We start from the raw sequence: 26774 nt of genomic DNA, 5'->3' as shown, positions 1-26774 counted from the left end.
GCTGCTTCATCGCTCGCAAAATGATCGATACTCATCACACATACCTTTTCCCTCAGCCAGTCAACCTGCGCTTGCTTTTCTTATTGGTTATATTCCCTTCATTCAGCAATTGCCTGAACCGATTCAAATCAAAAAATGACTGTGCAAGGTATCTGTACCGATTTATCCCTTCAGAAACGTGGAAACCCTCGGCAAGAAGTTTACAATTAAAAGGAGGAATTTGATGGAAAAATTTTACCAGCAAAAGACTGAAGAGACCTTGAAACATTTTGAAAGTGACCGCAAGCAAGGCCTAAGCGGGAAAGAAGCTGACAAACGCTTAGAAAAATACGGAGAAAACACGATCCAGCAACAAGAATCCCTTTCTGTATGGGAATTGCTGTGGCATAACTTGAACAACTTGATTGTTTATTTATTGCTAGCAGCTGCGTTACTCTCTTTTGCGATGGGGGAAACGATTGAAGGAATTGCAGTATTGATTGCCGTGGTGATTGCTGTAATGACAGGCTTTATCACAGAATTACGAGCACAAAAATCAATTGATTCTCTTCAAAGCATGATTTACACTACCGCAAAAGTGATTCGTGATGGAGAAGTAATGGAGATCGAGTCGGCAAAAATCGTTCCAGGCGATATTCTCGTTCTGGAAGAAGGGGATGCCATTGCGGCAGATGCCCGCTTACTTGAAACGAGCAACTTTGCCTGCATCGAATCAGCGCTGACCGGTGAGTCAGAAGCTGTTGAAAAAGATGCACGAGAAACCTATGAAGAAGATGTTCCACTAGGCGATCGCCGCAATGTCGTTTTCGCAGGAACTGCGGCAACTCGGGGAAATGCCTATGCTGTAGTGACAGAAACCGGTATGAAGACCGAGGTCGGAAAAATCAGTGACATGCTGACGGGTGACAAAAAGCGTCAAACGCCGTTAGATATCGAATTGGACAAGCTAGGAAAAGCAATCATTATTGCCGCGCTTTTTGCTGCGGTGGCAGTTTTGATCGCTGGGGTCTTGACGAATCAACCATTTGTCGAAATGATCCATATCTCGATTATTTTGGCGGTCGCAGCGATACCTGAGGCAATGCCAGCCGTTTCGACGATCACATTGTCCCGAGGCATGCGGACGATGGCCGAGCACAAAGCACTGGTCAAATCGTTATCAGCCGTTGAGACTCTGGGCGCCACCAGCATCATTGCCAGTGACAAAACGGGGACGCTGACCGAAAACCAAATGACGGTTGCTGAGATCATTTTAGGTTCCGGAGAAATGTTCAAAGTGACAGGAAATGGATATGAACCCAACGGAAAATTTTACAAGGCAGATTCGGAGGATGAAACCGAGATCGATGCAGTCAATCATGATGCGCTGCAAGGGATGATCGAAAACGGTGCTTTATGTACCACCGCCACCTTACGTGAAAACGAAGGGCAATACGAGATCCTCGGTGATCCAACAGATGGGGCGTTCGTCGTTTTAGGTCAAAAAATCGGCATCGATCGCCAAAAAGAGCAGGACAGCGGGCTGAAGAAAATCGCAGAAATGCCCTTTGATTCCGACAACAAATACATGGTGACTGTGTATGAAGGAAAGCAACGGACATTGATCATCAAAGGGGCACCAGATGTCTTGATTGATTTAGCCGATGCTGATGCCCAAGAAAAAGAACAGCTTCATGAATACAATGACACGTTAGCCAGTCATGGGCAGCGGGTGATCGCTGTCGGTTGCATCAAGGATTATCAAGGTGGAACGGACGAAGCAGAGCTGAAAGCAGCACTGCAGAAGATCAAGATCCAAGGCTTTGCGGGCATCGTCGACCCGCCGCGAACAGATGTCAAAGAAGCAGTGAAGGTTGCCCAAGAAGCGGGGATCCGAGTGAAAATGATCACGGGGGACCATCCGAAGACGGCATCCATGATCGCCAAAGAAATTGGCTTAAAAGACCATGAAAAAACCATGACTGGTCGTGAGATCGATGAATTGGCAGGGCAAGAAGGCTTTAACGAAAAAATCAAAGAAGTCGCTGTCTTTGCTCGAGTTTCACCAAAAAATAAATTACAGCTTGTGGAAGCGTTGCGTGAAGAAGGCGATATCGTTTCAATGACTGGCGATGGGGTCAACGATGCGCCAGCACTCAACGGCGCCGATATCGGGATCGCCATGGGGATTCGGGGGACAGAAGTAGCCAAAGAATCTTCCGATATGATTTTGACGGATGACCGTTTTGGAACGATTGTCGATGCTATCAAAGAAGGACGCATCATTTTTGACAACATCAAAAAATATGTTTCCTTCCTGTTCTCTTGTAATATGGTTGAGATCGTGACGATCTTTCTAAGTGTCATTTTCTTGATGCCCATGCCGATCCAACCGCTGCATATCCTATTCTTGAATCTAGTCATTGATATTGCTCCAGCCATGGCATTAGCCTTTGAACCAGCTGAAGACGACATTATGAAGCGCCAGCCCCGCACAAAAGCGGATGGCCTCGTTAACAAGCGTTTCTTGGGACGCATCATTTTAAGTGGGGTCGTGATTGGTTTGGTGGCGTTTGGCTTCTTCAATTTCCTGATGCTGACGGATCACGAGTTGCTTTATGCACAAACAGCAACCTTTACCTTTATGGCAGTGGCGCAATTAATGCATATTTTCAACGTTCGTAAGAGCAGCGGCTTTGGTTTAGACAAAACCCTCTTGAAAAACAAACCATTGATGGGGGCATTGCTCCTTTCCGTCGGCTTACAGCTTTCAGCGGTCTATGTACCGTTTATGAATGAGCTATTGGATACGATGCCGATTCAAGCTGGCACGTGGGGCATTATCTTCGCTGCTGCAGCGATCTCTACACTGATCGTGATGGGCTTGAAGAAACTCTTCCAATTAAAATAAAATATATTCTACCGTATTTTCTCAAAACTGGAGTCACGAAGACCCGCCGCCTGATGGTGTACCTTTATCAAAGAATTTCTGTTTCGATTCTTGATGAGGTTCGCCTAGCTGCGGGTCTTTTTTGCTTACTCTTTACAAGCAAAAGAAAATGATTTATACTTGACTAGTCAACAGTTGACAAGTCAACGATGAAAGGAGCGGTTCATGCAATGAATTTACGTGAGCTAAGCGGATTGCTGTATCGGATGAAAATCGTGAATCAAGAATTAACGGCGATCTTTGAAAAAGAGACTGGCTTTAGTCTGACCCGTTATCAGTTGCTGCAGTTTTTGAATGAGCAAGGACGCTGTACCCAAAATCAAGTACAGAATGAATTGAAGATCGATAGTGCAGCGGTCACGCGGCATTTGAAGATTCTCGAAGAAAAACAATTTGTGACACGGGAACGAAACAAAGACAATAACCGCGAGATTTTTGTTTCTTTGACACCGAAAGCACAAGCCGATTTGGCTAGTTGTGCTTCAAAGCATGCCAGCTCTGAGGAGTCGTTAGGCATCAATTTGACCGAAGAAGAAGAAGCTCAGCTTCTAACATTACTTATGAAATTAGTTCCATGAAAGAAGGCAAACCCATGACAGAATACAGCAATAACAATTTTTCAGAGATCACCTTTGGCCGAAAATCGGTTCGTGTCTATGATGAAACATACAAAATTCCCCATGAAGAAATGTTGACCATGATCCAAGAGTCAACGACAGCACCTTCCTCAGTCAATATGCAGCCTTGGCGCTTTGTCGTTGTGGAAAGCGACGAGCAAAAAGCAAAATTGAAACCGTTGATTCGTTTCAACGTCCGTCAAAATGATACCTCTTCTGCAATGGTCTTGATTTTTGGCGATATGCTTTGTCATGAACTTGGGGAAGAAATTTATAACAAAGCAGTAGCAGAAGGCAAAATGCCAGCGGAAGTACGTGACCAACAATTAGCAGCGATCATTCCGCATTACGAAAATCTTACAAAAGAACAAATGAATGATGTGGTGAAGATCGACGCTAGTTTAGCAGCGATGCAATTTATGTTAGTTGCGCGGGCGCATGGCTATGAAACCAACCCAATCGGCGGCTTTGAAGCAGATCAATTAGCCGAAGCTTTTGGCTTAGACAAAGAGCGTTATGTTCCTGTCATGATCCTTTCAGTCGGAAAAGCCAAAGAATTAGGCTATGAATCCGTTCGGTTAGACGCAGAACAAATTACGACATTTCTATAAGAGGAGGGAAAACGATGGAAATCATCAATGCAACGTTTTACATCAAAGAAGAAAAGCGGGCAGATTTTTTAGCAGCTGTTACGCCATTATTAGCATCGGCGAGAGCTGAGGAAGGCTGCCACGGCTATCATCTCTATGAATCATTGGAAGAGAACAATCGGTTTGTCATGGTCGAAAAATGGGCGAATCAAGAAGCGATCACCGCCCACAATAAAAACCCGCTGCTGCAACAATTATTCCAACAAATGCCTGACTTTGCAGCCAAACCGAGCGAGATCGTTGTCGCTCAGCAAGGAGAATAAAGATGACGATTTTATCGACGATTTTGATTGTACTGGTTGCCTTAGAGTTTTTCTATATTCTCTATTTAGAAACATTTGCCACTACGTCCAAAGCAACGGCGCGGGTCTTCAACGTGACGAAAACAGAGCTTGAACGACCGATCGTCGTGACCTTGTTCAAAAACCAAGGGGTTTACAATGGGCTGATCGGTTTGGGGTTACTGTATAGTATTACCTTTGCTTCAGCGCCATTGGAAATCAGTCGCTTGCTGTTGATCTACATTATATTAGTGGCTGCATATGGCAGTGTGACTAGCGATAAGAAAATTATTTTGACCCAAGGCGGTCTAGCGATCCTTGCCTTGCTGTCCACCTTTTTTTGACCAATAAAAGAAGAAGTCCCTCGATCGAAGAAAGCTTTTCTATACAATAGAAGCTTTCTTCGATCGGGGGCTTTTAATGTTTGGACAAAGAGTACTCAGAATGTGAAAAAAATGATAGGATAAGAGAAGGGACTAACGATTTTCTGGACGTAAGCTGGTTGCTGCAAATAAGGCTTTTACTAGAATGGGTGTTAAGATCGCAGCTGTGATCACCTCAGAGATTCCATTCGTTACAGCGATTCCACCGAGGGTCACGAATAAAGCCGAAGCAACGACACCATAGGTAGTGGCAACTAAGCCAGTATATAAGGTTCCCATTAACGTTAAGACCAAAACTGTATTGGTGATGGTCCCAAAGATTGCGGCAACAATCGAAGCAGCGACGACCTTTTTGGTCTTTTTGTAAATGATCGTAAACAACAGACCAGCCACTAAGCCAACCAACACACGGGGAACCACCGAGATGATCGGGTTGGTGAAAACGGCAATGTCTAAGGGTGTTGTCGGAGAGGTAAACGCACGGATCATGGTAAAAATCCCCCAGACTAAGCCGATGAACATCCCGTCTTTTGTCCCTAAAACGATGGCAGCGACGATCACCGTGATATGGATGATCGTTAAACTAGTGATACCGATCGGAATAAATCCAAGGAAAGGTACCATCGTCTGTAAAATAATAATAGCAGTTAAAATGGCACGAATGACAAGGCGATAGGTTTTGCTTTTTGTATTCATTGTAAAAACTCCTTTTTTAGAATGACACTCGTGTCATTTTTTAAGTTAGGTTGATTATACAACAAAATGACACGAGTGTCATTAATAATGTGATGAAAGGAGCCAAAAAAATGGCAAAGAAGCAACAGAGCGAATTGACTACAGCGGAAAAGAAAAAACAACAAAAGCGTGATTTGATTCTTGAAAGTGCCAAAGTCGTCTTTAGTAAGAAAGGCTTGATCGATGCGACAATGAAGGACATTATCGAAGAGTGCGGCATTAGTCGTGGTGGCATTTATTTATACTTTCGTTCGGTGGATGAGATTTTTTTGGCAGTGTTAGAGCAGCGATCCAAACGAAAATTTGATGATGTACGAGAGATGATCATGGAGCAACTGCCATTTGAAACAATTTTAAACAAATATTTTTCCGACCATCGCAAGCGTCTACTCCACAGCATTTCTGACGGTATGCTGCGAGCCGTCTACGAGTATTACTATACGCATAAAACCGAAGCCTCCAGTTCCCTGCAGCAAGCACAACTTTCTGAGACGAAACGGACGATCCATGAGATCTTTCAAGTCGGCGTTCAGCAAGGTGTGTTAAAAGATGAAAACTTGGCAGTGATTGCAGAAAACTATATGTTCGTGATTGAAGGATTGGGGATTTTGGCTCTGACCGGTCACATCACAGAACAGACCATTGATGACCAAATCGCTGTAATGAGACAACTACTCCCTTATCGCGAATAACCCAGACAAAAAACTCGCTCTTTTCTAGAAAACACTAGGAAGGAGTTTTTTTCGTCTGTAAATATTTTGTGAATCACGCATATTTTGCAGAAAATTAATGTAATAAAAGTGAAATCTACAACATTATTTATTTTTTCTTAAGAAAAAGGACTTTTTCTATGAAGTTTTCTTGAACAGTTGATAAATAGGGATTCACTAGGGGTGTCGATCGCAGAGGAGTGGGGAACATGCAATAAAAAAACAGAGTTTATTTGTGTAACTAAAATGTAAATCGCTTACGGATTGGGTTTGCTGCTGAACTATGGTAAAATGAAAATGGTCAAATAAATGAAAAAAAAGTTTTAAAATTGAATTTGGAGGATCAGATGAAGAAGAAAATCTTTGCAACAGTGTGTGTGTGTGGCATTGTATTGTCATCATTCGGCGGACCTGTGACCGTTTTTGCTACGAATCACGATCAATTGATCGAACAAAAAAATAACGAGATTGATCAGTTGAGACAGCAACGTCAAAGCGTACAAGGGGAAATTGATGGATTGTCTGCAGAAATTGATTCATTAAATCAAGAAGCAGCAATCATTTTAGCGCAGCAAAGTGATTTGTTGCAAGCGATCGAAGGATTGGATCAGGAAATCAGTCAGTTAGAAGAGCGGATTGCCAAACGCTCAGAAAACATCGAAAAGCAAGCCAGAGAAACACAAGTCAATGGAAAAGGCGACAATTTTCTAACAGCCGTACTAGAAGCTGATTCTGTCAGTGATCTAGTGGGGCGGGTCCATGCCATGACGACGATCATTCGAGCGAATAATGAAGTGATCGAACAACAAAAAGCCGACCAACAAGCAGTTGAACAAAAGCGTGCGGAATCACAAGAAAAAGTGGCAGAATTGCAAGCAGCACAGAGCCATCTGGAAGCACAAAAAGGTGTCTTGGAAGCAAGCCAAGTAGAATTAAATGTCTTGGTTAGTCAGTTAGCCTACGAAGAAGCAACGAAAGAAGAAGAAAAAGAACAGCTGCGTGCGGAAAAAGAAGCTTATGAAGCGGAGCAAGCAAGAATTCGTGAAGAAGCAGCTCGCGTTACTGCTTTACAAGCCCAAGCGGAACAAGCGGCGCAACAGCAAGCAGAACAAGCGGCTGCGGAAGAAGCAGCCTTGAATGAAGCAGCTGCTCAGGCGGATTCAACGGAACCTGAAATACGAGCAGAAAGCCAGGAACCAGTGGAAGAGCCAGAAGCACCACTAGAAACACAACCAGAGGAAACGCAAGGATCTGAGTCGGTTGAAACACCAGAGGCTCCAGAGGAAACACCAGTAGATACACCAGAAATTCAAGAACCAGAAACACCAACAACACCTGCAGCACCGGAGACGCCAGCGGATAGTGCACCTGTAACTCCTGCACCGACGCCAGTGACACCAGCGCCTGCGCCGACACCAGCGCCGACACCAATCGTGACGCCACCGACAGCGCCTTCCGCACCAGCTTCAACAAATGGTGCCGCGATCGTTGCCGAAGCCTATAAACATATCGGAAAACCATATGTTTGGGGTGCCAAAGGACCTGACAGCTTTGACTGTTCTGGATTTACTCGCTATGTCTTTTTACAAGTAACAGGTAGAGATATTGGCTGTTGGACGGTACCACAAGAAACAACCGGTACAGTGATTCCAGTCAGCCAAGCGCAACCAGGAGATCTTTTATTCTGGGGTTCATCAGGAAGTACGTATCACGTAGCCATTGCATTAGGCGGTGGTCAATATATTCACGCACCACGACCAGGACAAAACGTTTCTGTTGGTAGCACTGCTTACTTTACACCTAGTTTTGCAGTGAGAATGTAAGGTTTAACTGGATGTGGTTTTAAGGAGAGACAAATGGAAGAAAGAAAATTGATTCGCAGACGAGCGATGAAACAAAAAAGAGGAGTGTTTTACCGCAAAAGTGCAGCCACAACGGCTGCACTTGTTAGCACGGTGAATATTCTGCCAGTGAGTGTCTTAGCTGATACGCTAGAGTCAACAGAAGCGCAAAATGGCGTTCGGGTCGTTGAAACAGCTGACTCATCGCAAGATACCTCAACACAAGATTCAGTGATCGTTGTAGAAGACAACGCAACGAATGCTGAATCAGGAACACAAGACAATTCCGATTCCTCAAACGTTGAGGTTGTGGGAGTGCCAGAAAGTGAAGAGGTACCTGAAAGGGTACCGGCAAATGACCCGGCTTCCGAACAAGAAGAGACAGAAATAGGGAGCGACATCCCGGTTCTTTCAGAAGAAGAGCGGATTGCCATTGAAACGAAGGTGATGCCGAACTACAACAATCCAATGGCACGTTCTACCATTCAACAAGCCTTTATTCAGCAAGTAGGGCCGATGGCCCAAGAAGTGGCGAGAGCAAATGATCTGTATGCTTCGGTCATGATTGCCCAAGCAATCTTAGAGTCCGGTTGGGGCCAGTCCACACTGACCACTCTTGCGAATAATATGTTTGGCATCAAGGGATCTTACAATGGACAATTTGTAGAGATGCAAACGATGGAAGATGACGGGAATGGCAATCTTTATCCGATTATTGCTAAGTTTCGTAAATATCCCTCGCTAAAAGAATCCTTTCAAGACAATGCCCACGTTTTGAAAACCACCTCATTTTCGCCAGGTGTTTTCTTCTACCATGGGGCATGGAAGTCTAATACCAGTTCTTATCGTGATGCGACACAGTGGCTGCAAGGACGTTATGCAACCGACACGTCTTATGCAAGTAAGCTGAATAACTTGATCGAAACCTACAATTTGACCCAATACGATACCTCAAGCGGTGGCGGTTCGAATAATAACAACAATAATAACAATTCTGAACAAGCCATCAATAAGCAATTCAGGACAAATGCAGCGCTAAATATCCGTTCAGACGCTTCCACCAGTGCCTCGATCGTTGGTTCACTGGCTGCCAATGCGACGTTCCAAGCAGTTGCCCAAAAAAGCGGAACCAGTGTCAACGGTAATACGACCTGGTATCGGATTCAAGGTCGTGGATGGGTAAGTGCCGCTCATGTGACAGAGATCTCATCAAATACGGGTGGGAATGGTAATAACAATAATGGGAATAACAACAATACCGAACAAAGTATCAATAAAGAATTTCGAACAACGGCGGCTTTAAATATCCGTTCAGATGCATCAACTAGCGCCTCAGTCGTCGGCTCGTTGGCGAATAATACGACCTTTCGAGCTGTCGCTCAAAAGACCGGAACCAGTGTGAATGGCAACAATGTCTGGTATCGGATCCAAGGCCGTGGGTGGGTAAGTGCCGCCTATGTCAGCGAAGTAAGCTCAGGAAGTAACAATACCGAGCAAAGCATCAATAAAGAGTTTCGAACAACGGCGACCTTAAACATCCGTTCAGATGCTTCTACTAGTGCCAACATTGTCGGCTCGTTATCAAACAACGCCTCTTTTCGAGCCGTTGCCCAAAAGACCGGGACGAGTGTCAACGGCAACAATATCTGGTATCGAATTGAAGGTCGTGGGTGGGTAAGTGCCGCCTATGTTCGAGAAAATAACACCTCTTCAAGTAGCACCACTCATACGGTGCGTTCGGGAGATACCTTGTGGGGAATCTCGCAACGGTACGGTGTAACAGTAAATCAGTTGTTGCAGTGGAACAATCTTTCTGGTTCATTGATTGTGGTAGGGCAACGACTAGTAGTAAGTAGATAAAAAAGAAAAACATCTGTAATCATTTTTTGCGATTGGACGCAAAAGTGGTTTACAGATGTTTTTTAATTATTCTTCTTTGAAGCTATTCATGATCGCTGTCAGTTCATCTTTTGAGGAGTCATACAAACTTTCCAATGTCCAACCGTATAACTGCACATAATTATTTTCTGTTTCAAGGACATAATAAATATAGTGGATATTTAGTCCTTCAACGGTTGCTGGGAAATCAACGAAATAGGCTTTGGTGTCAGGAATTGGTAAAAAGGTGGCAGTCGTATCAAAGCTCGTTGCCAAATTTTCTTGAACCAACCCGAGATAAGTTTCTAAATCGGCGAAATCTTGCTTTGATTCAACGACAGCAGCTAAGTACTTCGTTTCTAATGCATCTGACAACATAAAATCATTGTCAGGATTCAATGAAGTGAAATCTGGTACTTCTTGCCAATTGCTAGGTAACGCAATCTTGTAGTTTGTACCACTGACCCCTGTGATGGTTTGTTCTGAACTTGGTAAAGCAGATTCGCTAGATGAGGCCGTTGATTCTTGATTCATTTCTGTGGAAGATGTCATGGCCATACTTGAAGTGCTTGCACTTTGCGAACTTTCTCCCGCCGAATTTTCTTTTTTTTGTGTACATCCAGCAAAAAGAAGTGTAAACCCCAACAAACTTAAAACAACACTTTTTTTCATTATTCTCACTTTTCCCTTCGTATGTGCTTTCAAATAACCAACATTATTTAGTTAATCGTATAATAGGAAAGAAAATAACGCAATAAAATATTCTCAGTTATTGCATGAATAAGGTGAAATTTATTTTTCTTGATGATGAAAATAATGAAATAAAGTCAAAAATAAAAGATTATAAAGGTTTGTTTTCACTTTTTTCCTAGATGGATGCAAAAGTTGATTATAAATATGAGAGTAGTTTTGATATGCTTAGTATAAGAAAGACTAACTATATAGAGTCAAGTGAAAATTAGCTAAATCAAAAAAATATTTTATAACAGTTAAGTCCAAAAAATGAGTACAACAAATAGACCTTTCACTATTAGATTTTTTTGATTGTTCAATAGCTAATCGGAAACAATCTTATAAGGTTCATTTTTAGTTAAAATAGCATGAATCACATAACAAAGCTTACGAGAAACAGCACCTAAGGCCGTCAGATGATGCTTTCCCTCAGAAATTTTTTTCTGATAAAACGCGCGAAAAACAGGATCACATTGAGAAGCAACTAGAGCAGCTGAAAACAAGGCTTTTCGTAAGTATGGAGATCCACGCTTGCTCATAACATTATGTGTTGCTTCGTATTGCCCAGATTGGGACACAGACGCGTCTATGCCAGCATAAGCAACCAGTTTTTTCGGATTAGAAAATTTGCGAATGTCTCCAATTTCACCAAGAATTGTCGCGCCATTTATAGGGCCGATTCCAGGGATTGTGAGAATAACAGAGTCTAAATTACTCATTATGCGCTTAATTTCTTTTTCAGTTTCTTTTACTTGGCTTTCGATGAATTTCAATTGTTCAATCATGGAGCGTAATTGAAATGTAAAAGCTTCTTGAGCAAATTTCACTCCAAAGGAGTTAGAAGCTGCTTGCTTCAATTGATCTGCTTTCTCTGGCTTTATTCGGTTCCTGCTTAACTCAGCTAAGTATTGAGCCAACGTTTCTGCCGAAATTTCTTCTAGCTCTATAGGAGAACTAAACTCAAGCAATAACTCTTTAGACGCTTTTCCGAAAATACCTTGTTTAGAAAAAATTGATGCATATTCAGGAAACACTTGATCTAGTACAGCTATGATTTTTCGTTTGAAGTCGCTTGCGGTACCTACTAAATAGGTTCGGTAACGTGAAAGTTGTTTTAACGAAAAAACATTTTCATCAGACAATACTGTTTCTACAAAGGAACCATAACGCATCAAGTCAGCAATCAAAACAGAATCAATAATATCATTTTTTCGTTTTCTGATTTCTGTTCCTTTGCGCCAGCCATCGGTTTGAAGAGGATTCACAACGTGAATCAAAAAGTCTGATTCGTGGAGGTATGAAAAGATGGAGAGCCAATAATGACCCGTAGCTTCCATTCCGACAATAAAGTCAGCGGGAGTCTCTGAATATTTTGAAAGCCGCTCAATCAGGGAATCAGCTCCTTCAGTAGTGTTAGGGAAAGAAAAACCTTTTAGGATCACTTTACCTTCTTCACTCATTAAAGAAGCCACGTGAGTTCGCTTGCCGATATCAATTCCTAAGAAGTACATACATTTGACCTTTCTAAAAAAATATTTTGGATTGAAACCCGCTCAACTGAAAAGCGTCACTACCTTGTACGAGATACGGAGTAAAGCAAAAACTTTCAACATCTAACTCATACGTAATCCACTTATCAGAGAGAGGTGCCAGTCTTTCGATTACGAGCTTCAAAACTCAAGGAGGCAACGGCATAGCCTCTCAATCCAATAAATATATTATCTCAAAATGAATGAGTTAATACCAAATTAAAATAACGATGGTTCATAGGGTTATCCAATCAAAACCGGAAGGTTAAAACCCTAACTCTAATATACAAGGAAGCATAAAAAAAATGGTGAAGTTGAAAATTGCATGGAGTGCATCTAAAAATTGATCGTATTCTTTTTCTTTATTGATGCAAAATATATGCTTTATGTTTTTATCTTAAAAACTACTTTATATGGGGAATTTCAAGCGCAAACAGAACAAGATTACCCCGAGAAATCAACGAACATCGCAGAACGACAGTCATCTCTATTGGGGAAATTTGGTTCAATAATATACTTAGGGGGAATGAAATTGCTATATCCATCAGTTAATGAATACTTAAAAAAAATGCGTGAAGGTCTATCGCCAGCTGATATTCGAGAGGATATGCCAGTTGTTTATTCTTATTGGTTAGAACAAGAAGCAGAACTGAAAAAAATTTTAAAGAATCGAGAAACAACTTTTTGGACAGACATCCAAAGAGTACTTTTGATTGATGCAAAATTGGTCTTGTTGCGTAGTTATATCAATGATTACGATTTCCATGGATTTTCAGAGGAGGAAATCATTGCCAACGTAGAACAAGATCACTTTACTTTCAACAAAGAATTATGTGGGTATAGTTTAAAGGATCAAGTCCATCCATCCATTATTTTCGGGAATCAATAAAAGCATAGGAAACAATAAAATGAGCTGTTCACTGAGAGAACGTCACTTTGAACTGAAAATGAGATAGCTTACTTTGTGGTATGATGAATAGGAAAAGTACCGCAATAATCCGTCATCATTTTTTGAAAGGAGTAAATACGTATGTTCGAATTTGAACGAATTATTTTATTGTTTTTTTGCTATTCATTTATTGGCTGGTTGTGGGAAACGATTTATTGCTCGATAAAAGCAGGTCATTTTGTTTATCGAGGTTTTCTGGTCGGTCCCATCACACCGATTTATGGCTTTGGTATTTTAGGCGTTGTCTACCTATTACGACCAATTCATCAACATATTGTCTTGCTTTATTTTGCAGCCGCAATCCTAGTAACTATTTTGGAGTATGCCACGAGTTTTCTATTGGAAAAATTGTTTCACGCTTCATGGTGGGACTATAATAATGTCCCTTTGAATATCAATGGGAGAGTAGCACTGCCAATCTCCGTATTTTGGGGAGCGTGCTGTGTGATCATCGTTCGATTTATTCATCCCCAGATGCTAGTTTTTGTTCAAACATTAGTAGAACATACAGGATTTTTATTGCCAGTTTTCTTGTTGATGATCCTTTCATTTGATATGGGGTATACTTTGGCAAATTTGGTTGCCTTTCAGAAAGCTGTTCAACAAGTCAATCAAGCCTTTGAACAACACAAAAAAGAGCTGGCTGAAAACATTGAGCAATATAAAAATGATTGGCAAGGGCGATTTGCAGCATTTCCAGAAGAATGGCGCATCTTAAAACAGAATTTACCGAAGTTAAATTTCCATCAAAGAAGACTCTTAAAAAACTTTCAAAAGTTAGAAATCAATCAGATAAAAAGCAGCCAAGAATTGTCGCGCTTCATCGAGGCTATTCGTAGAAAAAAATAGCATTGTTACGATAGTGTTACAGAAAATAAACCCTTATCAAAGCTGATTCTTCCCACTTCTGTCTGAAATCCAATGGAAAAGACTGTTAAAACTCCCACTTTTACGATAATTTGTAACAAATTGTAAAGGTCTTGCAATAAAATTCTTCTTAAGAATTTGTATAATAGGATATGTTGGAAACCATAGTGAGAAGTGAGGGAATTTTTTGAAGGCAAAGAAACTACGAACAATCGTTGTCGCTATCTTTGCGGCAGGAATCGTTTCTCCCATCTTTGCGCAGGCTGAGTCACTTGAATCATTGCAAGAGCAAGAAAGTGCCGTCATGCAGCAAAGCCAGGAAATCAGTACGGAAGTGCAGATTGCATTGACTGATGTGAATGCGAAATACAGCGAAGTAGAAGAGTTAAAAGCTCAAATCGCTGAAAATGAAGAATCATTAGCAACAACCAAAGCAGAAATCAAAACTGCACAAGAAACCATTGAAAAGCGTGAAGCAGTCGTTGCGGAACGTATGAAAGACATCCAAGTCAATGGTGGGGCAACCAGAGATTGGACCGTCCTATTAGAATCATCGAACATCCAAGATTTCATCAATCGTGCCTATGCCATGACGATGCTGCAAAACTTGGAAAAAGAAAAGATCGATTCATTGACGGCTGAGAAAGAAAAGCTTGAAAAATTAGAAGAAAAAGCGCAATCTACCCAGCAATCGTTGAAAGAAAATCAAACAGCACTAGAATCAGAAGCCAAAGCGCTAGATTCAAAAATCGCCAATCTTCAAGCGCAGTTGAAAGAAAATGAATCAACCTTGGCTCAAATCGCTTCAAGCAAAGAAGCTGAAACTGCTCGTTTAGCCGCTGAAAAAGCAGCAGAAGAACGTGCAGCCAAAGAAGCAGCAGAACAAGCAGCGAAAGAAAAAGAGGAAAAAGAAGCAGCACAAGCGGCTGAACGTTCAAGTTCTTCTGAATCACAATCGTCTGCATCATCTAGCAGCAACACGACTGAAAGCAGCACGTCATCATCGAATAGCTCTTCAAGCAGTAACAGTAACAGTAATAGTAGCTCGAATAGCAGCTCAAGCAATACAAGCAACAACAATACTAGCAATAGCGATACAAGTAGTGGTCGGACATTAATGATGGAATCAACTGCCTACTCTTATAAAGAAGCTGGTGCGAGCTTCTTTACCGCAAGTGGCACAGATTTACGTAAAAACCCAATGGCAGTTGCCGTTGATCCAAGCGTGATTCCGCTAGGCACTTTAGTCAATGTTGAAGGCTATGGCGTAGCACTAGCACTTGATACTGGTGGCGCGATCAAAGGGCACATTATCGATGTTCACTTTGATAATGTAGCACAATGTATCCAATGGGGACGTCGTCAAGTAAAAGTCACAATCTTAGATTAATCAAAAAAAGAAGCAGAGGCCTGCTTCTTTTTTTTGGCTTTTTTTCAATAAAACAGAGTGCCGTAAATACCTGATTTGTGGGGTATTTCTAGCACTCTGTTTAATTATCTTTAGTCAGTCAAAATATCCATGTTAAATAAATCACAATCCCTTTAATTGCCATAGATGATCATTTCCGACAAGAACGACCATTATAGAGTCGCCTCAGGCTGCCAAATAATAACAAAGAGAAAAGAAGAAAGACACCATTAGCAAAATTAACTATTGAAATTCGTGTTTAGTTTCGCCTCTAAAGCTTCCCAGTCATAGTCATCCGGAAAGGTTTTAAGGAGTAGATAATCAATGTTCTGAGCGTACTCCGTGATGTATTCCGTATAGTTCGTTACGATCAAATCGATCTGATTCTTTTCTAATTATGCTTGCGACAATTCGTTGGAATCCGGGAAATAAAAGGTACGAAAACTGCGCAAATAACGGACAGACTTGCACTTAAGTAATTGGCATAGATAATAAGGACCTTCAAATAAAAAGGCAATATTCTTTTTTTCTTGCCAATACAACGATCTGATGGAGGAGATGTACATGGTTAAACTTGTACTCAAGTGATTCAATGTCTCACTATCCCAAGTATCAAGTGCTATAGGTTGCGTGAACAAGTAAGTTTTAAACAATTGAAAATCATCCGGGTAACTATCTTCTACAAATTGGATGGCATCAGAAATCATGTGGTTTAGCAAAGGTGATAATAATTGTTTGATTTTTGCTACGGTAAAGAATGATTCGATCAAAAGTTGATCGCGAGCAGGATCTGGTGAATCGGGTAAGCAGTCGTTTACAAATAATGCCGCAAGTTTTTTGAGTTCAGGCCAATGGTTGTATTCTTTACAAAACGTATGTTCAATGGTCAGGTTGCTGATCGATCGCCGTGTTTTCACTAATAAAAATAAATAGAGCATTTCCTCATAAGGAAGTTCTCTTTGGTATTGCTCCTCAATGGCCTCGTTGATTTCGGAAAATAACTTGAAATCATTGTAGTTTTCGAATATAGCTTTGACTGGCTTTGGTAAGGAGATAGGCTGACCAATGCAATGCCGTTCAAAGGTGATATACAAATAGTAATTAAACTCACCGAAAGAGCAAGTATGTTGATTCAGCTGATAGCACTTTGAAAATGCACTGGCAGTGATGTTTTGAATCGCGATGGGCGGAAAAATCGTATGGCCAATAATTTCGGATTCATAGTAGAAATCATGAAAAAATTTGCGAATGCTGATTTCTTCCCCAACAAAGCTGACTGGGTTGGTTTGAATTTCCAAACGATAAGAGGAAAAAATGGGTTGGACCTTTCGCAAATACCGCAAAACAGTACTCTCAGATATATGATATTTTTCTGCCCATTCAGAAGAAGTAAGCAAATCGTGATGAAAAATACTTTCAATAATATGGAATAAAATCTCATCGGCAATCAAAGCACGTTTTTTTGTAAGGTAATCAGAAGAATTTTTTATAGAAAAAAAATACCCTTTGTGTGAAGAGTCGATCATAAGGCAGTCACCAAAGTGTTCTTTTAAATTCGTAATATCTGTCATGATCGTACGAGTCGTACTTCCTGATGTCTTTGCTAAGCCGACAGTTGAGCAATGGTGATTTTTTTCGAATGCCATTAAAATTTTCAGCCATCGAATCGTAGCCGTATTAGTAATGAAGTTATTTTGAAAATTTCTCAAGATGCAGCTCCTTTCATGAAGAAAAAGCAAAACTCTTTCTTATACATCTTAAAGAAACTTAGGATGGAAAAACAAATCACATATTTTATCGATTGGTGAAATATATACCTGAGCCTGTGTAAGATTTTTTGCGTTTTCTATAAATCATCTGACGATCAGCATATATATATAGGTAGAAACACGTTTTTTTCAGCCTCTCAAAGAAGATAAATGGAAATTAATTAGCAAAAGAGACGTCAAGGTAATAACTTTTTAGCTTAGGAATAAAAATTTAACGATTAATTATGTTTCGAGGAAACTGATAGAAGATGAAAGAAAACGGAAATGAAGAGAAAAGTCACTTTTCGAAAGACAACTTATAATTTTAACAGGAATGATTGACGTAAATAAAGAGCAGTCGCAAAGGAAACCCTAAGTGCGCCAAGAAAAGAATTCAGCTTTGACAAGTTAATTTATAATAACAAGAAAAGTGTATGAAAATACTTTCTGAATTTCTTTTCTTTTCTATTTATAATGAAAAAGATGTTGAGACAGTGAAGGGATTTAATCTCTCAAGGTTATTTTTCTGTAATGTGACAACCTTCAAAGGTGATGAGAACAACGATTATAACTGAATTATTCATTATTTAAAATGAGGGTTTAAAAAAACTGTCAAGTAGAGTAGACGTTATTTATGATTTTTTAAAATAACTGATGTTTGGCATTATACAAGTCTTTTATTGACGAAAAATATACCGTAATAAATAAAAAACGGGAATTTTCTTTATTTAATGCTACATTTCTCTTATAATAAACTAGAATTGCCTTTATTATGCGAGAGGAAGGCAGAATGCTTAAACAAGCACAATTGAAGTAGGGAGTGTGTTCATGGGAAAGCCGTTAATAAAGACTTTGACTGTTTTAGCCGTTGGTATTGGCGCAGTTGCGATTTGTTTTATTGGTTACCGACAAAATAACCAAAGGCAATATCAGCAGCGAGTCGAATATGCACAGACAGCGATTGCCAGCGAAAAAGATCGCATCAATGAGTTGTCAAATGAAATTGCTGAATTTTACAGCAACGAAGATCAAACGTTTTTGAGAAAAGATCTTAAAGAAGAAGACGTTCTTAAAACAGTCGCAAAACTTTCTGCAGTTAAAGTATCTGCAGACGATTATGGGATCGATGATGATGCATTACCAAGTGAGTCAGTCGAGATCCAACAAGAAAAAACCGCCCTTGATGATCAGTTAAAAGACATCGAGGCAAAATTAAAAGTACAAGCGGATACGGAAGACTTATTTACTGAAGGCGTTTCAAATTGGCAAAGTGCTGAAAATGATGTCATCATTAGAGCCGATCTAAAAGAAACGGATGTTGGGAATGTCCGTGAAAATCTTAGCTTTTTTGAGGATAGTAAATGGAAAGACTTAGTTATTTCCTATTTAGAGTATGCGGATACCCAATTGGACCGCATTGCAAAGTTACAAGAAACTTTTGATGAAATGCTTGATGGGGATGAGGTGACAAGTGAAGTCACCTTAGAAAAATACCTGAGTGCAGTCGACAGTATCAGCAAAGTTCGCAATGAAGAATTGAAAGAGAAATACACCGAATTAGCAGATAAAGTCGCTACTCAAATGGGGTACACAGGATACAGCACGTATACACCCCCCGCTTCAACAGAAAGTTATTCAGAGGATACATCAGCAGGTGATAGCACCTGGACAGATCAAAGTTCAGACACTGTTTACTAATTTAAAGATGTATCGAAGAAAATAGAGATAACTGGAGGAAAGCAAATGTCAAAAGGAAAAAAAATCTTTTTAATTATCTTTTCAATCGTTGCAGTTTTAGTCATCGGCATGATAGGTGTCGCTGCCAAACTATATTTTGATGTGTCAAATTCAATGCAACAAACCTATGAATCCGTCGAGCGAGATCGCGAAGATCGCTTACGTGAAAATGATGTTGATCTATCCCAACAAGAGTCCTTCTCGGTTTTATTGATGGGCATCGATACCGGTGATTTAGGAAGAGTGGAGCAAGGCCGTTCCGATACCATGATGGTGGCAACGATTAGCCCACAAGACAATCAGACGACGGTGGTGAGTATTGGACGAGATTCCTATGTTGATATTGTCGGACATGGGACGACAGATAAAATTAACCATGCCTATGCTTTTGGTGGACCAGCGATGGCAATGAATACCGTAGAAAAATTCTTGGATATTCCGATCGATCATTATGTATCAATCAATATGGCTGGTTTAAAAGAATTAGTCGATGCAGTCGGCGGCATTGAAGTTGACAATGAAATCACCTTTTCGCAAGATGGCTTTGATTTTGCTATCGGACGTACGTCACTAAATGGCGAACAAGCCCTTGCCTATTCAAGAATGCGTTATGAAGATCCAAACGGCGATTATGGACGTCAAGAACGTCAACGTAAAATCGTTGAAGGGATCGTTAAGAAAGTCTTGAGTCTTGATGGCATCACCCAATATCAAACGATCTTAAATGCTGTTGAGCAAAACATGAAAACAGATATGAGTTTCGATGACATGCGAACTTTAGCATTTAATTATCGCAGTGCCTTTCAAACAATCAAACAAGATCAGTTGCAAGGGGAAGGATTCATGCAAGACGGCATCTCATATCAGCGAGTGAGTGACGAAGAACTAGCAAGAGTTCAAAAAGAGTTGAAAGCTCAACTAAATCTAGAGAATGAATAGGAAAGTGGAGAAAAGATGGAAGAAACAATTAGCTTAAAAGAAATATTCGCAATTCTACGGAAACACTTAGCTGCTATTTTTATTTCAATGTTTGCTGGTTTAGCTTTAGCAGGGATATTCACCTTCTTTGTCATTACACCAAAATATAGTTCACAAGCTCAGTTGATTGTGACATTGCCTCAATCAGAAACAGCAAATGTGAACGATGTAAATACAAACTTGCAAATGATCAATACGTATAAGGATATGATCGTCAGTGATTTAGTTATGAATCAAGTAAAGGATCGTTTGGAATCCGAAAACAATTTGGAGATGACTGTCGGAGAATTGAAAGAATCCATTTCAATCAACCAGTCCCAGAACTCACAAATGTTTTCTATTCAGGCAACTAGTACAAATGCAGTGTCAGCGCAAAATATTGCCAATACGACAGCATTAGTCTTTCAAGAAAATGCCCAAGATGTTATGAATGTTGATAAAATCTCAATCATTTCAAGTGCAGTAGCTAGTACCTCACCTGTTTCACCAAACAATAAACTGAACTTAGCCATTGGCTTAGTATTAGGAATCATGGTCGGTGTTGGTTTAGCCTTCTTATTGGAACTACTAGATCGAACTGTCAAAGACGATAAATTTGTGACCGAAACATTAGGTTTTACGGTATTAGGTACTGTTCCGCAAATGTCATCAAAAGAACTGGCTGCGACGATTCAGAAAAAGCCGAGCGCTTCATTATTGAAGAAACCAAATGGCGATAAATCAACAGAGTCTTGTCGCAGTCGAAGTCGAGTCTAGGAGGAAATAACTATGGCAAAAAAACAAGAACGTACTGGGACACAAACACATGCAGTAAGTTTGATCACGCTAATTGATCCTTCTTCACCAATCTCAGAGCAATATCGTACGATCCGTACAAACATTCAATTTGCATCTTCAGCAGATAAACAAATTAAGACCCTTGTCGTTACATCTTCTGGACCAGCTGAAGGAAAAACAACTACTTCAGTAAACTTAGCAGTTGTTTTTGCAAAATCGGGACAAAGAGTATTACTAGTGGATGCCGATATGCGAAAGCCGACTGTTTATAAGACATTTAATTTAAACAATGCGAGTGGATTGAGTACCGTATTAAGTACTTCTACGAGCGTCCTTGAAGTGGCACAAAAAACAGTGATCGATAATTTATCTGTTTTGACAAGCGGACCTAAACCACCGAATCCATCCGAGTTACTTGGATCGGCACGAATGAATCAAGTGATAGAAGAAGCGAAAAAACTTTATGATGTGGTGATCTTTGATATGCCACCAGTTGTAGCAGTGACCGATGCGCAGATCATGGCATCTAAAGCAGACGGAACGATTTTAGTAGTTCGAGAAAACGTTGCTCGGAAAGAATCTTTAACAAAAGCGAGGGATCTTTTGAATATGGTTCAAGCAAGAATCATTGGTGTGGTCTATAACGGTGCCGAACACTCGAAAGATTCAGGTTACTACTATTATTATGGAAATTAATTAATTTGAAGGAGACGAGAGAAATGATTGATTTACATTGCCACATTTTACCAGGAATTGATGATGGTGCAGAAGACATCAATGCGAGCATTGCTATGGCTGAAAAAGCGATTAGCCAAGGAATTACGCATATCCTTTGTACCCCACATCATAACAATGGAAAATACCGCAATCCGAAGTCAGAGGTCATTTCTCTCGTTACTTCTTTACAAGAAGAATTAGACGCACGGAACCTGCCCTTGACAGTTCTTGAGGGGCAAGAGGTGAGGATAACAGGAGATTTAATTGAGGATATACAGAAAAATGACATCCTTTTTACAGATCTTGATGATACGTATATCTTGGTAGAATTTCCTACGATTGAAGTGCCTACGTATACAGAACAAATATTCTTCGATTTACTACAGCTGGGAAAGATTCCAGTAATTGTCCACCCCGAGCGGAATGCTCATTTTAGAAAAGACCCTAACAATCTCATCCCTTTTTTGGATATGGGCTGTTTGGCACAGTTAACTGCGCCAAGTTATGTCGGCGTATTTGGAAAAGAAATCCAAAAAACAGCAAAAACAATGGTTGAACATAATCTTGTTCAAATGGTCGCTTCAGATGCCCATGGCGTTACAAAACGCACCTTTAATTTAAAAGAAGCTTATGAGGAAATTGAGCAAGATTTTGGCATGCTCAAAGTAACATTGATGAAACAAGTAGCAAAAGATTTGATAAACGGGGATCAAATCAATTTTCCAGCTTTTATAGAAGTGAAAAAAAAGAAATTCGGGTTATTTTAGGGGGCAACTGGGTTGTTTGAGTTAACGAGAAAAAGAAAAATTGTAACTTTGATAGTTGTAGATAGTTTATTGATTATAGCAGCAAATATAGCAGCAGTTTATTTTATGAAACCCTTTGTGGCGATTCCAAAAGAATTTACATTGATGTCGGTGAGCCTATCTGTCGGTTTCTACCTTTTTTATGGTTCCGTGTTCCGTGTTTTTTCTCGAATCAATCGTTACACGAACTTGAAAGAAATGATCGCTATCTTCTTAGCGGTGTCATGGAGCGCTTTTACTTGCAATGTGATCTTATTTTTCGGCGATGAAACCTACAGCGTGCGCTTAGTGATCTTTACGTACTTTCTTTCGCTCTTTCTAATTATAGCTAGTCGATTGATTTGGCGGATCTATATTGAAAGAAAAAACATGAGAGGGACGTCCAATGAGGTTGTCAAGAATACCCTGATCGTTGGCGCGGGAGAAGGTGGCCGAATTCTTTACAATAGCTTTGTAGGTTCAAAAACGGCAAGTGACATTCATATCATCGGTTTTGTCGATGATGATCCGAATAAACGAAACACTTATCTTTCTGGGAAAAAAGTGTTGGGTTGTATTAGTGATTTACCTGATTTGATTCGAAAATATGAAATCAATATGGTCACGATCGCCATTCCATCCTTGTCACGGAAAAAACTGCGAAGTATTTTTAGCTTAATTGAACCTCTGCATGTCAAAGTCAATACGATGCCCTCAATGGAAGAAATCGCCTCTGGGAAAATCAGTACCTCACGTTTGAAGAAAATCGATGTCGTTGATTTGCTAGGCAGAGATGAAGTCAAATTGGATATCGACTCCATCAAAGATCAAATTACTGGAAAGACGATATTAGTGACTGGTGCTGGTGGATCGATTGGTTCCGAAATCTGTCGCCAAGTGATTCAATTCAATCCTAAAAAACTAGTTTTGTTAGGACACGGAGAAAACTCGATTTACTTAATTGACCGCGAGTTGAACATCAATTTTAAAGACAATATTACCAAAATCGTTCCCGTTATAGCCGATATACAAGATCGTGAAAAGATGTTTGAAATCATGAACGAAATCAAACCGGATATCGTCTATCATGCGGCAGCCCATAAACACGTGCCGTTGATGGAATACAATCCTAGAGAGGCAGTCAAAAACAATATTTACGGAACTAAAAATACTGCTGAAGCTGCTAAAGCTGCGAAGGTGAAAAACTTTGTAATGGTCTCTACGGATAAGGCCAATAATCCGCCAAACGTCATGGGGGCAACAAAGCGCATCTCTGAGATGATTGTTACTGGCTTAAATGAAAAAGGTTGCACGAAATTTTCTGCTGTACGTTTTGGTAATGTCTTAGGTTCAAGAGGCAGTGTGATTCCAGTGTTCCGTGAGCAAATAGCAAAAGGCGGACCAATTACGGTGACTGATTTTCGCATGACCCGTTATTTCATGACGATTCCAGAAGCTAGCCGCTTAGTTATTCAGTCAGGAGCGCTTGCTAAAGGTGGCGAAATCTTTATTTTAGATATGGGCGAACCGGTGAAAATCGTTGATCTTGCGAAGAATATGATTCGTCTAAGTGGTTATAGCGAAGAAGAGATTGAGATTATTGAGACTGGGATTCGACCTGGTGAAAAATTATACGAAGAACTATTATTGGATAAAGAACGGAATGATGAAGCAGTCTTCGAGAAAATCTTTGTTGGCAATATCAAAGGTTATTCCTTGGAAGAGGTACTTTATTTTGTAGAAGCACTTCCTAAAGAAAGTGCTACTTTGGCTAATGAAATTGTGAAATTTGCAAATGCTTCAAACAAATAGGAGTGGGTTTTGTTGTATAAGGATGGAATGAAAAGAATTATTGATTTTCTATTATCGCTAATAGGGATAATTGTTTTATCACCAGTACTATTGTTATTATGTCTAGTGATAAAAATCGATTCAAAGGGTCCAATTATATTTAAACAAAAACGGGTTGGAAAGAATAAAACCTATTTTAATATTTATAAATTCAGAACAATGAAGATTGATACACCAAAAGAAATGCCAACACATCTTTTGGAAGACCCTGATTTTTATATCACCAAGGTCGGGAAATTTTTAAGAAAAACCAGTTTGGATGAGCTGCCTCAATTATTCAATATTATCAAAGGCGATATGGCTGTCATTGGGCCTCGTCCAGCGCTATGGAATCAATATGATTTGATTGAAGAGCGTGATAAGTATGGAGCAAATGATATTCGTCCAGGATTGACTGGGTTGGCTCAAATTAGTGGTAGAGATGAGTTGGAAGTTAAACAAAAAGCTCTTTTAGATGGGAATTATACTGAAAGTATTTCACCCTCTATGGATCTGAAATGTTTTCTTGGAACGATTGTTTCTGTTTTTAAAAGTGAGGGTGTTATAGAAGGCGGAACAAGTAGTATTAATAAGGAGGATGGGCAATGAAGCGTATCCTCATCACAGGAGAAAATAGCTATATTGGTACGTCATTTAAAACATGGATAGAGCAATATAAAGAATATTATCAAATTGAAACGATTAGTGTTAGGGAGAGTACTTGGAAAGATGTTGATTTTTCTGTATATGATGTTTTGATTCATCTTGCAGCTATTGTTCACGTCAAAGAAACAAATGAAGAATTGTATTACAAAGTAAATCGTGATTTAGCTATTAAATTAGCAGAAAAAGCAAAGAAAGAACATGTACAGCATTTTATTTTTTTTAGTACGATGTCTGTTTTTGGAGTAGAGAGCGGAGCTATTTCTGCAAAGACTAAAACAAATCCTAAAACACCATATGGTAAATCTAAGAGAGAAGCTGAAATACAGATTGAAAAATTAGCAACTGATTCTTTCAAAGTAGCGATAATCAGACCTCCTATGATTTACGGTCCGCAATGTGTTGGAAATTACCAAAGATTATCAAATGTGGCAAAAAAAATTAATGTATTTCCTAAAGTAAACAATAAGAGGAGCATGCTTTATATTGATAATCTGCATTGCTTTGTTAAAGTAATAATAGATAATCACTTAAGTGGAACGTTCCATCCACAGAATAAAGTACTCGTCAACACGTCTTTATTAGTTAATGAAATCGCAAAAATTCATAGAAGAAAAATATATTTAATAAGAGGGCTTGATACTCTCATCTCTAAGATTTCGAAGCATAACAATTTGCTTCAAAAAGTTTTTGGCACGCTCTTCTATGATTCAACGCTGGAGGGTTATCCAGAATCGATTTTTAATAATGTGAAATTTGATTATCAAATCAGAGATTTTAAGACTAGTATTGAGGAGAGTGAAAAGTGAAAAGAGATATACTATTTATGTGCCAATTCTTTTATCCAGAGTATGTTTCTTCGGCACTCTTACCTTATCAGACTGCTCAAGGATTAAGTAACGCAGGTCTAACAGTCGATGTCCTATGTGGTTATCCTCGAGAATATACACAAAAAAATGAAAAAATACCAGTTAACGAAAAAATCGATGATATGACGGTTTATCGAAAAAAATATATCCAACTTGGCAGAAAGAATTTTTTAAGTAGACTAATAAATTACTTTTCATTTACATTCACAATACTATTGAATGTACGAATGTGTAGAAATTACAAAACAATCATTGTCTATTCAAACCCACCTATTTTGCCTTTAATATCCATTATTGCAAAAAGACTATATGGTTGTAAAATTGTTTTTGTTGCTTATGATCTTTATCCTGAAATTGCTGAAAGAACAGGTACGATTAGGAAAAATAGTTTTATTTCTAGATTTATGCGAAAAATAAATGAACGATTATATCCGGAAGCATCAATTATTGTGGCTTTGTCAAATGACATGAAATCGTATATTAGAAAAAATAGGAACATTGATCCAGAAAGAATAATAGTAATACCAAATTGGGCAACGGAAGAAAAATCATTGAATAAACTTGTGACACAGGAGTTTATAGAAATAAGTAATAAGTATCCACTCATAGTTTCTTATTTTGGTAATATGGGAACGGCACAGGATATGGATACCATTTTGAAGACAATTTCTGATGAACGTATTGCTAAAGAAAAAATCGCCTTTTTATTTGCTGGTCACGGCAATAAGAAAAAAGAAATATCAGAAGTCATCACAGAAAAAAGTCTAGAGAATTGCTTTATGTTTGATTATTTAAGTGGGAATGAATTTAATGATGCTCTAAGCATCACTTCTATATTTATTGTTTCACTTGAAGAGGGTCTCTCTGGATTAGCAGTTCCTAGTAAAACATACAGTTATTATCAAGCCGAAAAACCAGTAATTGCGATCATGGATACGAACACTGACATTGCTCGTGAATTATTATTAAATAATGCAGGGATCGCAGTGCATAATGGAGACTCGGAAGAATTAATAAGTAGTTTGTTGACTTTAAATAATGATAAAACAACACTTCGCTCTATGAGTAAGAATATGTCAAACAAAGTTTCCAAAAACTATTGTAGAAATATTCAAATTCAAAAATACATTAAATTATTCAAAAGAATATTGGAGGAATAAA

At 39.4% G+C, this 26774-nt stretch carries 24 protein-coding genes; 20 read left to right on the top strand and 4 right to left on the bottom strand.

The features are described 5' to 3' along the window. Window positions 1-223: 223 nt before the first annotated feature. The 5 genes from IGJ05_RS05525 (at window position 224) to IGJ05_RS05505 (ending at window position 4821) form a co-directional block, all read left to right on the top strand. Complete coding sequence (locus IGJ05_RS05525) at window positions 224-2890, top strand: cation-translocating P-type ATPase (protein ID WP_438725082.1); 2667 nt, start codon at window positions 224-226, stop codon at window positions 2888-2890. A 209-nt stretch (window positions 2891-3099) separates the two neighbouring features. After that, the gene (locus IGJ05_RS05520) at window positions 3100-3507 is read left to right on the top strand and encodes a MarR family winged helix-turn-helix transcriptional regulator (RefSeq protein ID WP_008378808.1); all 408 of its coding nucleotides are present in this window, start codon (window positions 3100-3102) and stop codon (window positions 3505-3507) included. 14 nt (window positions 3508-3521) lie between these two features. Beyond that, complete coding sequence (locus IGJ05_RS05515; RefSeq protein WP_008378805.1) at window positions 3522-4157, top strand: nitroreductase family protein; 636 nt, start codon at window positions 3522-3524, stop codon at window positions 4155-4157. Window positions 4158-4171: 14 nt separating this feature from the next. Next, complete coding sequence (locus IGJ05_RS05510; protein WP_317738245.1) at window positions 4172-4459, top strand: putative quinol monooxygenase; 288 nt, start codon at window positions 4172-4174, stop codon at window positions 4457-4459. Between the two features lie 2 nt (window positions 4460-4461). After that, a complete protein-coding gene (locus tag IGJ05_RS05505; protein WP_015509373.1) occupies window positions 4462-4821 on the top strand; it encodes a DUF1304 domain-containing protein in 360 nt (119 codons plus the stop codon). Window positions 4822-4953: 132 nt separating this feature from the next. Here IGJ05_RS05505 and IGJ05_RS05500 read toward each other — a convergent pair whose 3' ends face one another. Beyond that, entirely contained in the window at window positions 4954-5556 is a 603-nt protein-coding gene (locus tag IGJ05_RS05500; protein ID WP_317738244.1) for an ECF transporter S component, read from the bottom strand. A 110-nt stretch (window positions 5557-5666) separates the two neighbouring features. Between IGJ05_RS05500 and IGJ05_RS05495 the strand changes: the two genes are divergently transcribed. The 3 genes from IGJ05_RS05495 to IGJ05_RS05485 all read left to right on the top strand — a co-directional run bounded on the left by IGJ05_RS05495 (window position 5667) and on the right by IGJ05_RS05485 (window position 10006). After that, entirely contained in the window at window positions 5667-6287 is a 621-nt protein-coding gene (locus tag IGJ05_RS05495; protein ID WP_438725081.1) for a TetR/AcrR family transcriptional regulator, read from the top strand. Window positions 6288-6652: 365 nt separating this feature from the next. Next, window positions 6653-8128, top strand: coding sequence for a C40 family peptidase (locus IGJ05_RS05490; protein ID WP_438725079.1), 1476 nt, complete (start codon window positions 6653-6655; stop codon window positions 8126-8128). 33 nt (window positions 8129-8161) lie between these two features. Beyond that, a complete protein-coding gene (locus tag IGJ05_RS05485) occupies window positions 8162-10006 on the top strand; it encodes a glucosaminidase domain-containing protein (protein ID WP_438725077.1) in 1845 nt (614 codons plus the stop codon). A gap of 66 nt (window positions 10007-10072) precedes the next feature. Here the strand turns inward: IGJ05_RS05485 and IGJ05_RS05480 are convergent, their stop codons facing one another. Further along, complete coding sequence (locus IGJ05_RS05480; protein ID WP_077454610.1) at window positions 10073-10696, bottom strand: hypothetical protein; 624 nt, start codon at window positions 10694-10696, stop codon at window positions 10073-10075. Window positions 10697-11079: 383 nt separating this feature from the next. Next, window positions 11080-12267, bottom strand: coding sequence for an IS110 family transposase (locus tag IGJ05_RS05475; protein ID WP_010748508.1), 1188 nt, complete (start codon window positions 12265-12267; stop codon window positions 11080-11082). 544 nt (window positions 12268-12811) lie between these two features. On the opposite strand from IGJ05_RS05475, the gene IGJ05_RS05470 reads away from it, so the two are divergent. From IGJ05_RS05470 to IGJ05_RS05460, 3 genes are all read left to right on the top strand, one after another. Beyond that, window positions 12812-13174, top strand: coding sequence for a DUF7006 family protein (locus tag IGJ05_RS05470; protein ID WP_438725076.1), 363 nt, complete (start codon window positions 12812-12814; stop codon window positions 13172-13174). A 141-nt stretch (window positions 13175-13315) separates the two neighbouring features. Then, on the top strand, window positions 13316-14083 hold the full coding sequence (locus IGJ05_RS05465) for a putative ABC transporter permease (RefSeq protein ID WP_118214860.1): 768 nt from the start codon (window positions 13316-13318) through the stop codon (window positions 14081-14083). 205 nt (window positions 14084-14288) lie between these two features. After that, complete coding sequence (locus tag IGJ05_RS05460; RefSeq protein WP_438725075.1) at window positions 14289-15491, top strand: 3D domain-containing protein; 1203 nt, start codon at window positions 14289-14291, stop codon at window positions 15489-15491. A gap of 413 nt (window positions 15492-15904) precedes the next feature. Here IGJ05_RS05460 and IGJ05_RS05455 read toward each other — a convergent pair whose 3' ends face one another. Then, on the bottom strand, window positions 15905-17218 hold the full coding sequence (locus IGJ05_RS05455) for a helix-turn-helix domain-containing protein (RefSeq protein ID WP_438725074.1): 1314 nt from the start codon (window positions 17216-17218) through the stop codon (window positions 15905-15907). A gap of 867 nt (window positions 17219-18085) precedes the next feature. Between IGJ05_RS05455 and IGJ05_RS05450 the strand changes: the two genes are divergently transcribed. Genes IGJ05_RS05450 through IGJ05_RS05410 form a run of 9 tightly spaced genes read left to right on the top strand, consistent with a single transcriptional unit; the run spans window position 18086 to window position 26773 of the window. Further along, the gene (locus tag IGJ05_RS05450; protein ID WP_438725072.1) at window positions 18086-18955 is read left to right on the top strand and encodes a hypothetical protein; all 870 of its coding nucleotides are present in this window, start codon (window positions 18086-18088) and stop codon (window positions 18953-18955) included. 45 nt (window positions 18956-19000) lie between these two features. Beyond that, window positions 19001-19933: an LCP family glycopolymer transferase gene (locus IGJ05_RS05445; protein WP_118214864.1), complete on the top strand. Its 933-nt coding sequence runs from the start codon at window positions 19001-19003 to the stop codon at window positions 19931-19933. Between the two features lie 15 nt (window positions 19934-19948). Then, the gene (locus IGJ05_RS05440; protein WP_438725071.1) at window positions 19949-20728 is read left to right on the top strand and encodes a YveK family protein; all 780 of its coding nucleotides are present in this window, start codon (window positions 19949-19951) and stop codon (window positions 20726-20728) included. A 12-nt stretch (window positions 20729-20740) separates the two neighbouring features. Then, window positions 20741-21445: a CpsD/CapB family tyrosine-protein kinase gene (locus IGJ05_RS05435; protein WP_438725069.1), complete on the top strand. Its 705-nt coding sequence runs from the start codon at window positions 20741-20743 to the stop codon at window positions 21443-21445. Window positions 21446-21468: 23 nt separating this feature from the next. Further along, window positions 21469-22233, top strand: a complete 765-nt coding sequence (locus IGJ05_RS05430) for a tyrosine-protein phosphatase (RefSeq protein ID WP_438725068.1) — start codon at window positions 21469-21471, stop codon at window positions 22231-22233. A 12-nt stretch (window positions 22234-22245) separates the two neighbouring features. After that, complete coding sequence (locus tag IGJ05_RS05425) at window positions 22246-24063, top strand: polysaccharide biosynthesis protein (RefSeq protein WP_231473394.1); 1818 nt, start codon at window positions 22246-22248, stop codon at window positions 24061-24063. A gap of 12 nt (window positions 24064-24075) precedes the next feature. After that, window positions 24076-24690: a sugar transferase gene (locus IGJ05_RS05420; protein WP_284591166.1), complete on the top strand. Its 615-nt coding sequence runs from the start codon at window positions 24076-24078 to the stop codon at window positions 24688-24690. Beyond that, window positions 24687-25553 carry an NAD-dependent epimerase/dehydratase family protein gene (locus IGJ05_RS05415; protein WP_231473395.1) on the top strand — a complete coding sequence of 289 codons (867 nt, stop codon included), beginning with the start codon at window positions 24687-24689 and terminating at the stop codon, window positions 25551-25553. Before IGJ05_RS05420 ends, IGJ05_RS05415 begins: the two co-directional genes overlap by 4 nt. Then, the gene (locus tag IGJ05_RS05410) at window positions 25550-26773 is read left to right on the top strand and encodes a glycosyltransferase family 4 protein (RefSeq protein WP_231473396.1); all 1224 of its coding nucleotides are present in this window, start codon (window positions 25550-25552) and stop codon (window positions 26771-26773) included. The genes IGJ05_RS05415 and IGJ05_RS05410 overlap by 4 nt, the downstream gene beginning before the upstream one ends. Window position 26774: the final 1 nt, after the last annotated feature.

The sequence above is a fragment of the Enterococcus sp. AZ167 genome (assembly GCF_051714025.1).
Taxonomy (GTDB): Bacteria; Bacillota; Bacilli; order Lactobacillales; family Enterococcaceae; genus Enterococcus_D; species Enterococcus_D casseliflavus.
The sequence above is the reverse complement of the archived record's forward strand: the minus strand, read 5'-3'. Positions and strand labels throughout refer to the sequence as shown.